The organism is Spongiibacter sp. UBA1325 (genome assembly GCF_002306875.1).
GTDB lineage: Bacteria > Pseudomonadota > Gammaproteobacteria > Pseudomonadales > Spongiibacteraceae > Spongiibacter > Spongiibacter marinus.
On record NZ_DBTD01000010.1, the window covers coordinates 478,428 to 494,721 of the forward strand.

Sequence of the window (16,294 nt, forward strand, 5' to 3'; positions counted from 1 at the left end):
ATGAAACTACTCTATGGGGTCCAGGGCACTGGCAACGGACACATCTCCCGCGCTCGCATGATGGCGAAGCACTTCGCCGATCGCAACGTAGATGTGCAATATCTGTTTAGCGGTCGCTCGCCAGAACAGTACTTCGACATGGACGTATTCGGCGACTTTCAGCTGCGCCACGGCCTCACTTTTGCAACGCGGGATGGCCGGATAAGCACCCTGCAAACCCTGCGAGAATCGCGGCCGCTACAATTTATAAAAGATGTACGCTCGCTCGATCTCAGCGACTACGACCTTGTGATTACCGACTTCGAACCCGTTACCGCCTGGGCCGGCCGACTGCAAGAGAAAACCGTCATCGGCGTCGGCCACCAATATGCATTTGGCCACCCCGGTGTACCCGAGGACGGCGTAGATTTTCGCAATCGCTTAATCATGAAACTGTTCGCTCCCGTTAAAGTGGGGCTCGGCCTGCACTGGCATCACTTTGGCGGCCCAATTGTGCCGCCAATTATTAACCCCGACGAGAAACGTTTAGCACCGGCGTCGCACACCCTCGTTTATCTTCCCTTCGAGGATCAGCAGCGCGTCACCGAGTTGCTACAAAGTTTCAAAGATCAACATTTCATCCAATATGCACCGACGCTCTCTGACGCTGACCACGGCAACGTTTCACACCGAAAAACCAACCTTCACGGGTTTAAGCACGATCTGTGTAGTGCCCGAGGCGTGATCTGCAACGCCGGCTTTGAGCTGGTTAGCGAATGCTTGCACATGGGCATTCCGGTATTGGCCAAGCCCGTTGCCGGCCAGTCAGAGCAATTGGGTAACGCGGCGTCACTGCGTCAACTCAAACTTGCCGACACCATGGCCGATATTGATCGTGAGCACATCGCGAGCTGGCTGCGACAGCCTCAGTCCAGTGCCGCGCAAAACTACCCCGACGTCGCCGGCGCAATTTGCGAGTGGTTGCTTTCGGGGCAATGGCACAATCGCCAGGCTCTCGTGGATGCCCTTTGGCAGGACGAGCAAAACCACGCCCTGACCGCCGACCTGTCCCTTTGAGTAACGACAGCCAGCCATCCGACAGACATTTTGTCGGGCCGCCGCCGCTCAATTTCCATGAATTAATGGACGACTGCCGAGGCCCCCTGCACCGGCGCCTGTCTGAGCTGTTGGCGGTTGAGCAGCTCTGCCGCCAAGCCGGGCCGCTGCTAAAAAGCCGCTGCGAAGCAGTAATTGATGTTGATAATTTTCGGCTGCCCATCGTCTCGCTAACCCTGGGGGATCCACAACGCGCCAGGAGTTGCTTGCTGCTGACCGGAGGTGTGCACGGCGTAGAGCGTATCGGCAGTCAGGTATTGATTGCCTGGTTGGAGTCAGCACTGGAACGCTGCCGCTGGGACACTCACTGGCGGCAGCAATTTGATGAAGACATCGCCATAATCGCCGTACCTATCGTCAACCCCGCGGGGATGCTGCGCGACGCACGCTGCAACGCCAACGCCGTTGATCTCAACCGCCATGCACCTATAGACGCCGAGGACCGGGTTCCTTTTCTTGTTGGCGGGCAAAGGTTGTCCCGCCACTTGCCTTGGTACCGCGGGCGCTGGGAGAAACAGGTAGAGCCGGAGTTTCAGGCACTGAGCGATATCATCGACCGGCATAGCCGGGGCGGCGACCGGATGATGATGGCGATAGACTTTCACTCAGGCTTCGGCTTTCGCGACCACATTTGGATTCCTCACGCCTACCGCAAACAGCCCATCGATGATATCGGCAGCTATATGTCGCTGAAGCTGCTGTGGGAGCGCAACTTTCCCCACCACAATTACGTATTCGGCCCGCAGGCGATGCACTACCTCAGCCATGGCGACATGTGGGACTACTTTTATCTGCGTTGCCGCGAGCGCGGCTGCCGCCTGCTGCCACTCACCCTGGAAATGGGCAGTTGGCTGTGGGTGAAAAAACATCCCCGCCAGCTGTTTAGCTTCGCCGGTTTATTTAACCCGACCGTGCCGCACCGCCATGCACGCGTTTTACGGGGGCACTTATTGTTGATCGACTTCCTGCTGGCCGCCTGCCGAAATAGCGCAGAGTGGCTGACCCACGGCGAACAAGACCGGCAGATGCAGCAAATCGCGCAAACCCTTTGGTATCAGCACCTCAATGACTGAATCTTCGCCAAAACACTGGCTCTTTTTGCGAGGCCTGGCCAGAGAGACCGGCCACTGGCAACCGTTTATCGAACAGTGTCAGAACACCCTGGCCTGGCAGTGCCATAGCCTGGATCTGCCCGGGTTTGGCACGGAGCACAACGGCGTATCGCCGCTGTCGATCCGACAAATCCGCCAGAACCTGCAATCCCGGCTCACTCTGCCCGAAGGCGAAGCCATCGGCATTGTTGCGCTGTCACTTGGCGGCATGGTTGCCCTGGACTGGTTAGCCCACGACCCACAGCGTGTGCACCGCGCCATACTCATCAATTCCAGTAGCGCAAATTGCCCGCTCTGGTGGCGCATTCAGCCACGCGCCCTGCCACTGCTTGTACGCGGTGTTTTTGCGCCGTCGATCGACAGTCAGGAGCGCTGGGCGCTGCGCATGGTGAGCAACCAACACAGCGAGGATGCGTCGGTATTGAATCGGCACAAACAATTGCGCGCGCAGCACCCCGCCCAAAAAAGTAATGTACTGCGACAGCTCTGGGCCGCCTCGCGCTTTCGCGCACCCGCAAAACTGGCCCCGCATCAACGCCTGCACCTGCTTGCCAGCCACGGCGATCGCATGGTGTCGTGGCGCTGCAGCAACGCACTGGCTGAGCGTTTTAACTGTTCGCTGGATGTTCACCCCAACGCCGGACACGACCTTCCCCTAGATGCCCCGGACTGGGTAATTCAGCAGTTTGCCGCGCAGCGATAATCCACAGAGTTAAAAAAAACCGCGCAAGCCTGTTTGGCCTGCGCGGTCTTCGCCATTACCTTGCTGTTTTTAACGCGCTCAGTAGCCCAAGTAGCGCTTGCGGCGTGCGGGTTTCATTTTCTCTATGTCGACGAGTACCAGGCCATCAATGCAGTCGGCAAAATCCGGGTCCACATTAAAATCGGCAAAGCTCACGCCACCCGGCTCACATAGCTCTGTATATTGCTTGTAGAGGGTGGGCACCGAACACCCCTGCTGGGCCAGCGATGCCTTGAGCTGCACAAATTCTTCCTTGTAGTCCTTGCCGTAACTCACCGGAGTGTTTAGCTCGCTGCGATACGGCATCTTGGCGCTCGCCCACTGTCGCTCATCGGCAAAGTGGCTGCGATAAAAATGCAATAGTTCATCTTTGGCGGCCTTCGGCAACTCGTCACTCAAACTGACCGGGCCAAACAGATAACGCAGCTCGGGGTACTTTGCCAAATACTGCCCCACGCCCTGCCAGAGATAATCCAGCGCATTGCGGCCCCAATACTTCGGCTGAACGAAGGAGCGTCCTAGCTCGACACCCTGGGCAAAAATCTCACTGGCGGCGTCCGCGTTGTAGTCAAACAGGGTTTGGCTGTAGAGGGTTTGCTCGTCGGTTAAAGTGGCAACCTGTTTCAGCCGATACGCACCGACCAACTCCAGCTGCTCTTCATCCCACAATACAATGTGGTCGTAGTAAGCATCGTAACTATCAACATCGCGTCGGTGCCCAGTACCTTCGCCAACGGCGCGGAAACTCACTTCTCGCAGCCGGCCGATCTCGCGCATGATGGTGCAATCACCACTGTACTGATAGCGGTATATCTCCATGCCGTCGCGGCTGCTCCCCAGGCGCTCACAGCTTCGTATCGCCTTGCGCAGTTCCTGACGGTCCTCGGGGTGTGCCACCGGTTGCGCGTGAGGCATAAAACACGGCTCGCCCCGGCGTTTGCGCTTTCCCAGTTTATATAAATGCTTTTTAAATAAATGGACTTTTGCCGGGGTAGTAAGCGGCAGTTGCTGGTATACCGAGGGCTCGACTGCCGCCCCAATGCTCACTCTCACTGTGCGGTTATTCTGCTTGAACATTTCGCGAATCAACCACAGTGTAGAAAGCGGCTTGGCAAGCAGAGACAGGGCATAGAAAAATACCGAGTTGCGAGCGCTAATATGCACCGGCAGAATCGGCGCTTCGGCGCGCTCGGCGAACTTTAAAAAACCGTTGCGCCAGCGGCCATCGCGAATGCCAGCGGGGCTAAAACGCGAGACCTCTCCAGCGGGGAAAATGATCACGGCTCCCTCGCCTTCAATATGCTCATGAATCGCCTTGAGATTTTCCTTGCGATTGCGTTTGCCGCTCATATTATCCACGGGCAGTAACATTGAGCGCAGCGGTTTCAGGGCATACAGCAATTCATTGGCAACAACCTTAACATCGCCGCGCACTTCCGATACCAGTTTCAACAGCGCGAGGCCGTCGAGGCTGCCAATGGGATGATTGGATATGATGACCACCCTGCCTGACACAGGGATACGCTCCTTATCCAGCGCACTAACGGCATAGCCGAAGTCGAAGTAATGCAGCACCTGCTCAACAAAGTCCATGCCCTGTAGATGCGGGTAGTCCTTTTCAAACTGCTTAAACTCCGCCTCGTGAAACAGGTAGCGCAACAAGGTGGTGAGCGTGCGTTTTATATGGGGATTGCCACTGGCAATACGCGGAAATCGCTCATTGATAACAGCATCAACGGAGATCATTATTCAGTACCTCTGGCTTAACTGGCGCGTCGCATTGGCAGCACATCTGCGCTTTTCGGTTCGCCGATCTTGTCGAGTGATTGCTGGGTTTCGGTCCACTGAAGCAGCTCAAGCTCGCCGTCATGGCTTTCCGACAGCAAGGTGCAGTTCTCAATCCAGTCGCCGTCATTGCAGTACAGCAGGCCATCAATTTCCTTCAGCGCGGGCTGATGAATGTGGCCGCAGATAACGCCGTCCAGACCGCGCCTCTCCGCTTCCTTAACAGCAGCACGCTCGAAGACATCGATCACTTGGCGAGCATTGGGGATTCGTTGTTTGATATACGTGGCAAGCGACCAATAGTGGCGCCCAAAGCGACGGCGGAAAAAGTTGGCCCAGCGGTTGAGGAACAACAGCAAATCGTAGGCGGCGTCGCCGATAAGGCTCTCCCACTTTCGCAGTTGCATATGCTCATCGAGAATATCACCGTGAAACATCAACAGACGCTTACCCTTCACAGTGGTGTACACGGCTTCTTTGCGAATTTCGATGGGACCGAAAATATTCCCAACATAGTCCCGGAACGGTTCGTCGTGGTTGCCCGGTATATAGACAACACGTGTGCCAGCATTCGCTTTATGGAACAGCGTGCGGAGCACTTCGTAGTGGCTGGGAGGCCAGTACAGGCTACGTTTCATGGCCCATAAATCGACAACATCACCAACCAAGTAAATCGTTTCACAGTCCACTCGGTTTAAGAAATCGAGCAGGTAATCTGCGCGACAATCTTTGAAGCCCAGGTGAATATCAGATAGCCATATGGTTTTGTAATGTTTCTGCGCTGTCACGCGTCGCGCTCCCGCTATGCATTTGTGGCAATGCTACGGCGCGTAAATGACAGCGTTCAGACAATTTAACGACAAAATTATGACAAGCGGGGAGGCAATCTAGTGGGAGCGAACGGCAGATGGGTAGTATTTTTTTAGCACAGCTTCGAGCTTTTCTTCATCGAGCGGCTTCAGAGTAAACTCGGATACCAAGCCTCTCTCTTCAGCTTTCGAGCGATCGTCAGGGTTCTGCGACGTCGTCAGCATCACAACGACCACGCCGGCCTTCTGCTTAGAAGGGAGGTTTTCATAAGCCTCCAAGAATTCCCAACCGTTCATCACCGGCATATTAATATCGAGCAAAATAAGCTCTGGCTGAGGATGTTTATCCACTCCGCTGCGCAGATAATCCAGCGCCTGCGCACCGTCGCGGCACTCCACAACAGTCTCAGCGCAGCCATAATTATCGATCACAAGGCGGTGGATGAAATTGGTTGCCTGACAGTCATCCACCAATAAGATCGTTTTAAGTTTTGCCATGCTGCTCTCCAAATAGAGTAAAACAGAAGCAACTACCACCACCCCCGGCGCTTTCGATCCAGATATTGCCGCCATGCTGTTCGACAATTTTCTTGCACTGCGCCAAACCAATCCCCGTTCCGGGGAAATCTTCCCGCCCGTGCAAGCGCTGGAAAATCAGAAATACGCGCTCTCGGTGCGCCTCGTCAATACCAATACCGTTATCTTTCACGCAGAATTTCCAGCCACCATCACAGGCCTGGGCGGTAATTTCAACACAGGGAACCACATCGTCCTTAACGTACTTCAAACCGTTGCCAATCAGGTTCTGAAACAGCATACGTAAGCTGGCGGCATGACCAACAATCGTCGGCAACCCGCGAAAGCGGACGTTAGCACCGCGCTCGCGAATCTGTACGGCTAAATCGTCGCAGACGTCAGCAACCAGCGACTGGCAATTCACTGGCTCCCAGGGAGCGTCTTGCCCCAGCCGGCTGTATTCAAGCAGGCCATTAATCAACAACTCCATCCGCGAGGCTGACTGGTTGATGAAGGCTAAAAATTGCTGCGATTGCTCATCAAAATTTTCGGCATTTTTTTGCTCAAACAAGCCGACAAAACTCTTAATCGTACGCAGTGGTTCCTGCAAGTCATGAGACGCAATGTAGGCAAACTGTTCCAGCTCTTTATTTGCTCCGGCCACTCGTCCCAGGTTCTGTTCAAGCTCCGTTTGCACCGCTCTACGCTGAACAACTTCGTTTTCCAGGGCGCGCTGCTGGGTGGTGAGTTCGTCGAGCAGTGCGCTGAACTCGCGGGCCAGGGCCCCGACCTCTGCATAGGCATCCACCGGCAAATCTTCAGCACGCGTCGCCCTGCCTTTTTGCTGAATAACCGTGCGCATATGCTGAAGTGGCGCAACAATTTTCTGCGCGAGGATCGTGGCCAATGCAAGAAACACCAGCAAGGTGGTAACCACGAACACACTTTGTTTCTTTAGCAGCTCGCGACTAACGACCATGGCATCCCGGTAGGGCAAGCTCACAACAACGGCTAGCTGCTGTCCCGTACTACCCAATTGATAGCCCAGTTTTTTGAGTGCAAAAAGGCGGCGCTGGTCCCCTACATTTGTTTGTGTTTGCCAAACTTGACGATTTGCGTCGGCGAGAAACTGGTCCGCCTCAGGTAAATCATCGACAAGGGTGCTGCGCTCGCCGTATTCAAAGCGGAAGGTTTTGCTGCGATCTGGGTGAAGTAAATAGTCGCCGCCGCTCCGAACAATATAGTGGGCTAACTCGTCCTGGGCCGCCTCGCCGATACGCGAGAACATTTCTTCCAGGCGGTGATTCACAACAATCACGCCACGGCGCTGCCCCTGGCTATCGTAGACCGGCGTCACCGCACGAATAACGGCATGGGGCGGTTGCATTATTTGGTGGTTTTCACGGTTTAAGCCGATGTCAGACAACCAGACGACATCCTCTGGCAAGGTCAGGCCTGCCTGGACATAATCCCGGTGAGCCTTATTCTGCAAGTCGGCGTCTGCGACAATTCTGACCTGCCCACCGCTGCCATAACGATCCACGCGCACCACTTCTTGGCCGCTGGCGTCGATAAGCCGAATCTGCACGCTCATGGGTTTGGCGGCCAACATTTGCAAAAATGCTTGTTGAAGATGATCGCGCCAGTGCGCCGAGGCCGCCGATTTTGCGTCGACAGCCCGGCTTTCCAGCAAGCCTGCAACAGCGGGAGCATGGCGCAGAAAAGCGACATCGCGAAGCAATTCGCCGATATAGGCATCAAATTGCAAGCTCAACCGCTCCGCCTCTGCACTCAACTGCTGCTGTCGCCGGTCGAGCAGCTGCTGCTCAAGAGTGGAAACGGTACTGAAAATCACCACCGCATTGCTGAGCACAACTGCGGCAAGCAATACCAGCAGGACGCGCCGAGCAATAGAGCTACCTTTGACGAGATTTAGGAATCGCTGCTTTTTCATCGAGCCTCTAAAAGCCGGCATGCAGAATCGCCCCCTCTCCCTGGAAGCCGTCGATACATACTAGTCTAGTCACCGTGGCCGCGACTTGCGTATTAACCCCTACTCACCCTCGGCAGCACTGGGCATGGTGGGGCGCCGAATAAGCTGCAACATACTCTGCTGCACATCCGGCCCAAGGAGACTCACCCAACGCTGACTAAATACCGCCAGCCGCGGATTGCACCAAATACGCGGTTCTCCACCCTCTTCATCCTGCGCCAGTAACTCTTGCGAAATCAGGGTATCCAGGTAAACCCTGAACAGGTTTTTATCGAAGTACTCCGGCGCCTCCCGGCCACTGACAATTGCCAGGCGCTGCGCCATGTCGATAATAGTCTTCTCGATATCGCTGCGCGGCGACGGCGTCTCACCTGGGGCGTGCACCAAGAGCAAGCTGGTCATGGTATAGCGCTCAAAGGTTTCCCGCAGAATCCGCCCCAGTCCGGTCAGCACGGCATAGGCTTCTGTGCCCACTTCAGGCCGCGATAACACGCCTTCATCACAGCGCTCTAACAAGCCAAGCGCAACGAGATTATCGATATGAGACTCAACGAGCGCCTCGCCCTCCTGCTCGTCAACGCGCAAAAATAACTCGCGCTTGAGGAAGGGCAGGAGTTGCGCGCAAGACTCTTTCAATTCGGCCTCATTCACGCGCTCACTGTGGCGGAAAAAGCGCGCGATCAAACTCGGTGTGGCCAAAACGTGCATGACCGAGTTGCGGTAGTAGGTCAGCATCACCGCCTCTTTGCCGGTAGCGGTGATAATTGGCCCCCAACTGTGATCTATGCGCGACAGACCCGCCGTGCGCGCCGCCGCATCGAGGATTTCTCGGGCGCTCCCCTCCGGCAGGATCACATCATCGCTGTAGGGCAGGCGCTGCAACAGCGCGATAAAATGGTCGATCTGCGCCAACAGTTCATCCTCAGCCATCGCACGCTGCGGACTGGACAGCAGGATCATGGCCACCAAGCCTATCGGATTAATCACTGCCGCGGCATTGATACGCTCCATATTCTCCTGGGCGATGTGATCGACAACACCGGGTATAAAGCTCTTATCACCGGCCTGCAGCTTACTGCGCCACTCCGGCTCAACCCGGCTCAAACATTCATCCAGGCTAATCGGTTCACCGAAGGAGACGTGAGGGCTGCCATACGATGACTTGAAAATTCGCGTGGCCTTCAACAAGCCACCTGCAGATTCACTCTGCTTGGCTGCGCCGCGCAATTCCTTCACATAGGACGCGCCCTCCACCAGTTTGTCATAGCCTACATACACCGGAACCAGGGCAGCCTTGCGCGCAGGTTGCGCCAAAAAGCTCTCCACCGTCATGCGCAACATGCCTTTCTTCGGCGGCAATAATCGCCCGGTTCGCGAGCGGCCGCCTTCGGGGAAGAATTCCACCGGGTAGCCGCGCCCGAGAATAACATCGAGGTAGTTGCGAAAAACGGCTGTATATAGCTGCTGGCCCGCAAAACTACGGCGGATATAAAAGGCACCACCGCGACGCAGCAAACCACCCACTGGCCAAAAATTAAGGTTTACCCCCGCCGCAATATGGGGCGGCACCAGACCCTGGGTATACAGGCCGTAAGAAATGAGCAGGTAATCCAAATGGCTGCGGTGACTGGGCATGTAAATTAGCTGGCGGTCGTTGGCGGCGCGATTAAGGCGGTCAATATGGTGCAGGCGGATGCCACTGAAGATCTTGCGAAATACCCAGCTCAGAATCAGGTCCAACACCCGCAGCATTCGAGAGTCGAAATTCGCGGCGACCTCGTCTGCCATTTTTCGCGCTTGTTTTATCACCTGCGCATCGGTTAGCTGCTTTTCCTGCTGGTGCTGGGCCATCGCCGCTTTAACTTCAGGGCGGCGCAATACCAGGCGAATAATCGCCGGGCGCGATAGCAGGCTTGGGCCAAGTGCAGCCGTTTTTCGGCGGCTATAGTAGAAACTCAGGGTGCGAGCCAGCAGCTCCGCCGCCGACGCCGGCTCTTGGGTGCGGGCAACCAGTGTCTGAAAGTTAATGGGCATGGCGAAATGCAAAATCACATTCTTGCGCTGCGCAATGATCACCATTAGCTTGCGAAAGGCCCCGCCGCGTTCACCATCGCCGAGCAGCAGTTTCAGAAATGATGTTTCACTGCCGGGGTCGCGCCCCCAAAACATCGACACCGGTACAATCTGCATTTCCTTGGCCAGGGCACTGGCCGTGTCATCACCGAGGCGCGCGATAAGCGCCGACATGGTCGCCTTACCGCGGTCATTGCCGCGCTCGCCGCGTAACACCGGCAAATACAGACACGCGGCGCGGCTGCTATCGGGCAGCTTACCCGGTGTAGCGCGCAGCAGTGGCAGCCCCTCAGCTTTAAGAATCCGCTCGAGCAAAAACCGGTCAGTCCAGCTGTGCTGGCGCAGCACATAGCACACCGGTCGACCGTCAATGGCCTCGCGCAGCCCCTCGTCTACCTGCACAATATTCGGTCGAACAAGTGCGAACACGGGGGCCGAGACGAATCGACACAGCAAAAAAAACAGTTTGGTAAACCAGGGCATGGGTCTATGGCTTCCTGAAAGCATCGCCAAGCATCAGCGAGAACTGTGCTCGGTCACTATGGTTATCAAATCGAGTTTGAAAAATGGTAATTTTACCGTGTTAATGCGCCGAGGTCGCGCCTCGCTAAAAGAAATCCACGCATTGGCGACCCGAGCGGGCAGTGAACGTCGAGGCCACGTACAATGGTTGCCCGCCAAACCTCAGACGAGAGCCAGAACACCATGCGCCCGATTCCCTTCGATAACAGCTACCAAACTCTGGCGGACAGCCTCTTTCATCGCCAGCAGGCAGAGCCGGTGTCCTCGCCGCAAGCCCTGCTGATTAACACCGGGTTGGCCGAAGCGCTGAATATCGACAGTAAGTGGCTGGCCTCGCCGGCAGGTATTGATGTTCTGTCCGGCAATGCGCTGGCCGCGGGTAGCCAGCCCATTGCCTGCGTGTACGCCGGTCATCAGTTTGGCAACTACAATCCGCAACTTGGCGACGGCCGCGCATTGCTGCTCGGTGAAGTCATTGACCGCCAGGGCCAACGCAAAGATATTCAATTGAAGGGATCCGGGCGCACGCCCTACTCTCGCGGTGGCGACGGCCGCTCACCACTGGGGCCGGTTATTCGCGAATACTTGCTCAGTGAGGCCATGCACTGCCTGGGCGTACCGAGCACGCGGGCCTTGGCCGCGCTGGCTACCGGCGACTCGGTTTTTCGCGAGCACGGCCCTCTGCCCGGCGGTATTCTATGCCGCGTTGCCAGCAGCCACTTGCGCGTGGGTACGGTTCAGTTTGTCGCAGCGCAGCGGGACCCCGAACTACTGCAGCAACTAATGGATTACGTTATTGACCGCCACTACCCTGAGTGCAAGCAGAGCGAATCGCCCTATGAAGCGCTGTTTAACGCGATCCTCAATGCCCAGGCAACGCTTATCTCGCGCTGGCAGGCCCTGGGGTTTATCCACGGCGTGATGAACACCGACAATATGTTGCTGTGCGCGGAAACCATTGACTACGGCCCCTGTGCATTTATGGAGGCGTATCACCCCGGCACGGTGTTCAGTTCGATCGACCAACAGGGGCGATATGCCTACGGCAATCAGCCAGCCATCGCCCAATGGAACCTCGTGCAACTTGCCCAAGCCATGCTGACGTTGATGCAGCGGCCGGGCGAATCGGACCTAAAGCCAGCCGTGCAGCGCGCGCAGGACACCCTAAACACCTTCCCGGACACCTTCCTCCAGGCGTATCGGCAGCGCATGGCCGAAAAACTCGGTTTCTCCCACATCAACGATGACGACGAAGCCCTGTATCGCGATTTCCTGGCACTACTGGAAGAGCATGACTGCGACTTCACCCTGAGTTTCCGCAGCCTGAACGACCGCGCAGCGGTAATGGCCAACTGCGAAAGGGGTGGTGACAGCATCGCTGGGCTTTTCCAATTGCCGAATGCCTTCGCGCCTTGGTTAGAACGCTGGCAGCAGCGCTTTAATGCCGACGCCACACCAGCCGAGCAGCGCTACCTCACCATGCAAAAGGCCAACCCGGTATTTATTCCGCGCAACCACTTGGTGGAAAGCGCTATAGAGAAGGCCTATGAGGGTGATATGGGCGTATTCTTTGCCCTGCAGACGCGATTACAAGCCCCTTTTGAATACCAGTGCGATGCGGCCGAGTTCGCCGCACCCGCTACCGACGGCAACCGGGTAACGGCAACCTTTTGCGGAACCTAGTGCTGCCCGAGTAATTGGGCCCGCGAAGGCGGGCCTGTACGGAACGGCAATCAAAGGCCGAGTTTTGCCCGAACCTTCGGCGCAACGTTTGCCTGAGACAAGTCGCCGTTGTAGTGCGCCTTCACACGGCGGTCCATCACCCAGCGCCACAGCGGCGGGAAGTACGCCAGCGGCACCATTCCTGCATAACCACTGGGTAACTGGGGAACGTCCTCGTAGTGACGCAGGGCCTGATAACTGCGCGTGGGGTTGGCGTGGTGATCAGAATGACGCTGCAATTGATACAGCAGAATGTTCGTCACCAAGTGATTGCTATTCCACGAATGCTCGGGCTGACAGCGCTCGTAGCGCCCAGAGGGCAGCTTTTTGCGGCACAAGCCGTAGTGCTCCAGATAATTGATCACTTCGAACAGGGTCATGGAATAGAGGGATTGGGCCGCCATAAATGGCAGTACCGCCCAACCAAAGACCGCAGCAATAATGGCGTACAGCACCACACTCATCGACCAGGCCTGAAGGTTGTGGTTCTGCCAATGCCACACTGACTTGCCCTGACGTTCAAGACGCTTCTTCTCCAACGCCCAGGCACTTCGGAGACTGCCTGTCATGGTGCGCGGCAAAAACTGCCAAAAGCTTTCCCCATACCGGGCACTGGCTGGATCTTCTGGCGTTGCCACCCGCACGTGGTGACCGCGGTTGTGCTCAACGCAAAAGTGGCCATAAAAGGTCGGCGCCAACGACAACATGCCCAAGTACTTTTCAAGCTTGCTATTTTGGTGACCGAGCTCGTGGGCAGTATTGAACGCTACCCCGCTGACAATGCCGACCGATACCAACAGCCCGCTGATTCCCACCCAGCCCAGCTCGCCGCCGGCCAACACCGACATTGCCCAAAATAAGGTGGCAAATTGCAGGGGGAGGAACGCGTACACGCAGTAGCGGTAGTAGCGGTCTTGCGACAACGCCGCAACCACCTCCTCGGGGGGATTGTGCGGATCGTTACCAATTAGGTAGTCCAGCGCGGGGATCACGGTATACAGAAACAGGGGCGCAAACCACCACCCCCATTCCGACCCCGTCAATGCAGCCATTCCCCCGCTCATCAGCGGAAATAACGGCACGATCATGCCAAATAGCCACAAATACCGTTTGCCATCGACCCACTTTGCTGCGGACGACGGCGTGTTGATCTCAAGCTCACTAGCCATTTCACCACCTAATCTACTTATTGGATTTATTTACCTACTGACTTGTAGATTATTGACGAAACAATGCCGTGTCAACATCTGGTAGACTTAATCCTACTATTTTAAAGATTATGGACTCACCATGGCGCGGCCTCGCACACAACCCAACGCTCCCAGTACCCGCAGTAAAATTCTCAATGCCGCGCGCATTGAATTCTCCACCCAGGGTATCGCCGCGCCGCTGGACGCCATCGCCAAGCGCTGCGGCATTCGGCGCCCCTCCCTGCTACACCACTTCCCCTCCAAGCAAGCACTGATTGCCGCGGTTACCGACGATATTTTGGGAAAGGCGCGAGAGCGACTCATTCAGGCGGTTGGCGCCAAAGGCGGCGACTATGCACAGACCATGCAGGCCATTATCCGTGTGCTGAGAGACCTGGAGGCCGAAGAACAGGGAGTAGCCGGTGTGCTGCTGCACGCACTGATGAGCAGTGACACCGACAACCCGGTGTCGGGCAAAATGACCGAGTTTATCGATATTATTTTTGCCACCGTATTAATGGCGGGAAACCCCTCGGGCAAGCCCAAGGTCGAACTGCGCGCCGCTATCGCCCACCTGGTGATGGGCGAGTTGACCCGCGTGGCGCTGGCTAGCAGCGCCGATGCTATTTGGGGAGAAGGCGACGGCGTCGACCAGTTGTTTCGCAGCTACTTCTTACCGTAAGCCGCTAGATACCTATTCAGGGCTGTTCAAACTGCCACTCAAAACCGCCGCTTAACGCGGACTTTGTGATGGTGATGCGCGATGGCACGCCGCTCATTCGCACATCGGTAAACGCCTTATCCTCAAGATAGAGGGTCAGGAATTGCCGCTGGCGAGCGCTCAGCGCTGCCTTTTGATTTCTCAGCGCTTCCGGTACCTCGATATTCCCGCGAAAGCTCCTCGGCTCATCGTCCAGGCCCCTCGCGCGAGGCGTCTGCCGAATCACATCCACCACATGCAGCGTCAGATCCATGCTCTCTTCGGGGCCCGTGTAAACGCGCAAGGTGGTTGGCGAGCAATACAAATTGAAGTCGCTCAGCTCCGCTGCCCAGTCCATGTCGTCGCGCAGATCACGCTCAGGCGCCAGAGTCGCTACCGAGGCCATATTCCGTTGATAGTAGCGATCCTCAGACTCACCCAGGTCCCGCTGACTGGTATCCTTGGGGCTATTGTCTAACAGGGTGCCGCGCAAGTGCCCGCCCGTTGGGTAAAACTGCCAGTCAGCCACCGACTCTGCGGCTACCGCTTTCTCCCAATATCCGACGTTACCCTTCGCATCGCGCCCCTCTACGCGAATTAGCCGCTGCGCCATATTAATGCCGAGCTTATGAATACTAATAAGGTGGGTAATTTCACCCGGCACCTTGGGCTGCTGCACCCAGGGAAACGATGGCAACTGTATCTTCGGGTTGGCCACACCGCGCTGATCCTCGAAGGCGTATTGAAAAAACACCTCGTTGTCACCAGCCAGGTCAAAGTCGTAGTGACGGGTGTAGATATCACCAAAGCGGTTCACCGTGACCAAGGTGGAGCCGCTGCTATTCAAATTGACGCCTTTAAACCGGCCGCGTAAGGGGCCGCACGCCTCGTAACTCTCGTCCTTGGGCAGCCAGGGGTCGATGAACGTATAGCGCTGCCCGTTATCTCGAAGCATCCAAATATGGGAAACCTTGCCGTCGCCCACGCGATGCAAATTGCCGGCGGGATCACGCCAGTTCTTATCTTCACTGTTGGAGATCACCGTCCAACTCCAACTCAGATAATCCTCCTGAATGTAATAGCCGGTACCCAGCCAAATAGGCGCGCCCCAGCGCGACGTCCAGTTGAATAACAACGGATCTTTCAGGATGTTATCCAGCCCGTAGATATCGCCATTTTCACGAATAGCAATCAACTCATCATCGTCGGCCGAAATACCTATCAGGGTACCGGCCAAACACGCGGGCATCGGCACCGCCAACCAAGGTCCAGCCTCTTCGACCGCCGCATTTTTCTTATACCAAACACGCCCCTCGTGAAGGTAAAACTGGTACTTGCGGTTAAATGTTGCCGTATCGCTGCGCAGATGAACTCGCTCGGGGAAACCCTCTGGCACTTCCGGCGACACCGCACCCAGTAGCCCGCTGCCAATATCGGGCAGCACATCCAGCGAGACCGGGTCAGGTATGCCCATTGTCCCCGCCAGCAATACACAGCTCGGCAAATCGGCGTGGTGATCCACCCGCTCGGTGAACGGCGCTTCCGGCCCCAACTCAAAGGGCGCAGCAGTTCGCGTAGCATTTGAGGTATTGCCACCTCCGCAGGACGCCAACAGCAACAATACACACAACCCTATCCCGGCTTTTCGCATCCCTGCCCCCTATAACCAGCCCAGCACGGGCACAAATAAAATTAACGACGCGGCGACAAACGTCCCCAGACCGGAGACAGCCGCCACCTGCCGTCGGCGGCTCGGCATATCGTGCACCCAAGCGCCAACAAGATAAAAAGGCAGGTAGCCCAGCAGAAAAATAAGCCAGGGCGACGAGGCATTCCAGAACGGCCACTCCCACACCAGCGCGCCGATATGGTTCAAGTAAATTTCCACCAGTACCGACAGTGCCGCGTTGGTCGCGGCCCACACCACACGGTTATTAACACCCAAAATTTTGGCCTTTGGGTCGCGAGGCAAAGTCAGCATTGCGGCCAAGCCCAGCACCGCAAACATCAGGCTGATTTCAATATTCAGCCCCGT

Annotated in this window: 13 protein-coding genes; 5 read left to right on the plus strand and 8 right to left on the minus strand. The window is 56.4% G+C overall.

Features of this window, described 5'->3' with window-relative positions; all coding sequences use genetic code 11:
* Genes B3K78_RS14205 through B3K78_RS14215 form a run of 3 tightly spaced genes read left to right on the plus strand, consistent with a single transcriptional unit; the run spans nt 1 to nt 2,910 of the window.
* Nucleotides 1-1,056 (plus strand): MJ1255/VC2487 family glycosyltransferase, encoded by a 1,056-nt coding sequence (locus B3K78_RS14205; RefSeq protein WP_286695954.1) that lies wholly within the window; start codon nt 1-3, stop codon nt 1,054-1,056.
* On the plus strand, nt 1,053-2,168 hold the full coding sequence (locus B3K78_RS14210; RefSeq protein ID WP_286695955.1) for a DUF2817 domain-containing protein: 1,116 nt from the start codon (nt 1,053-1,055) through the stop codon (nt 2,166-2,168). The genes B3K78_RS14205 and B3K78_RS14210 overlap by 4 nt, the downstream gene beginning before the upstream one ends.
* Nucleotides 2,161-2,910: an alpha/beta fold hydrolase gene (locus tag B3K78_RS14215; protein ID WP_286695956.1), complete on the plus strand. Its 750-nt coding sequence runs from the start codon at nt 2,161-2,163 to the stop codon at nt 2,908-2,910. The genes B3K78_RS14210 and B3K78_RS14215 overlap by 8 nt, the downstream gene beginning before the upstream one ends.
* 78 nt (nt 2,911-2,988) lie before the next feature.
* Here the strand turns inward: B3K78_RS14215 and olsF are convergent, their stop codons facing one another.
* The 5 genes from olsF to plsB all read right to left on the minus strand — a co-directional run bounded on the left by olsF (nt 2,989) and on the right by plsB (nt 10,608).
* Nucleotides 2,989-4,695 (minus strand): bifunctional ornithine lipid synthase OlsF, encoded by a 1,707-nt coding sequence (gene olsF / locus B3K78_RS14220; protein WP_286695957.1) that lies wholly within the window; start codon nt 4,693-4,695, stop codon nt 2,989-2,991.
* Nucleotides 4,696-4,712: 17 nt separating this feature from the next.
* On the minus strand, nt 4,713-5,522 hold the full coding sequence (locus B3K78_RS14225; RefSeq protein WP_286695958.1) for a UDP-2,3-diacylglucosamine diphosphatase: 810 nt from the start codon (nt 5,520-5,522) through the stop codon (nt 4,713-4,715).
* Between the two features lie 99 nt (nt 5,523-5,621).
* On the minus strand, nt 5,622-6,041 hold the full coding sequence (locus B3K78_RS14230; protein ID WP_286695959.1) for a response regulator: 420 nt from the start codon (nt 6,039-6,041) through the stop codon (nt 5,622-5,624).
* Nucleotides 6,028-8,013 (minus strand): ATP-binding protein, encoded by a 1,986-nt coding sequence (locus tag B3K78_RS14235; protein ID WP_286695960.1) that lies wholly within the window; start codon nt 8,011-8,013, stop codon nt 6,028-6,030. Before B3K78_RS14235 ends, B3K78_RS14230 begins: the two co-directional genes overlap by 14 nt.
* 99 nt (nt 8,014-8,112) lie before the next feature.
* The gene (gene plsB / locus B3K78_RS14240; protein ID WP_286695961.1) at nt 8,113-10,608 is read right to left on the minus strand and encodes a glycerol-3-phosphate 1-O-acyltransferase PlsB; all 2,496 of its coding nucleotides are present in this window, start codon (nt 10,606-10,608) and stop codon (nt 8,113-8,115) included.
* Between the two features lie 183 nt (nt 10,609-10,791).
* On the opposite strand from plsB, the gene B3K78_RS14245 reads away from it, so the two are divergent.
* On the plus strand, nt 10,792-12,330 hold the full coding sequence (locus B3K78_RS14245; RefSeq protein WP_286695962.1) for a protein adenylyltransferase SelO: 1,539 nt from the start codon (nt 10,792-10,794) through the stop codon (nt 12,328-12,330).
* A gap of 50 nt (nt 12,331-12,380) precedes the next feature.
* Here B3K78_RS14245 and B3K78_RS14250 read toward each other — a convergent pair whose 3' ends face one another.
* Nucleotides 12,381-13,538, minus strand: coding sequence for an alkane 1-monooxygenase (locus B3K78_RS14250; RefSeq protein ID WP_286695963.1), 1,158 nt, complete (start codon nt 13,536-13,538; stop codon nt 12,381-12,383).
* Between the two features lie 121 nt (nt 13,539-13,659).
* Here B3K78_RS14250 and B3K78_RS14255 point away from each other — a divergent pair, with 121 nt between their 5' ends.
* Nucleotides 13,660-14,241 carry a TetR/AcrR family transcriptional regulator gene (locus tag B3K78_RS14255; protein WP_204996034.1) on the plus strand — a complete coding sequence of 194 codons (582 nt, stop codon included), beginning with the start codon at nt 13,660-13,662 and terminating at the stop codon, nt 14,239-14,241.
* Nucleotides 14,242-14,257: 16 nt separating this feature from the next.
* Here B3K78_RS14255 and B3K78_RS14260 read toward each other — a convergent pair whose 3' ends face one another.
* Together B3K78_RS14260 and B3K78_RS14265 are read right to left on the minus strand one after the other, a co-directional pair.
* Nucleotides 14,258-15,910, minus strand: a complete 1,653-nt coding sequence (locus B3K78_RS14260) for a hypothetical protein (protein WP_286695964.1) — start codon at nt 15,908-15,910, stop codon at nt 14,258-14,260.
* Between the two features lie 9 nt (nt 15,911-15,919).
* A partial coding sequence (locus tag B3K78_RS14265; protein ID WP_286695965.1) for an AF_1327 family membrane protein occupies nt 15,920-16,294 on the minus strand: 375 nt, incomplete at its 5' end.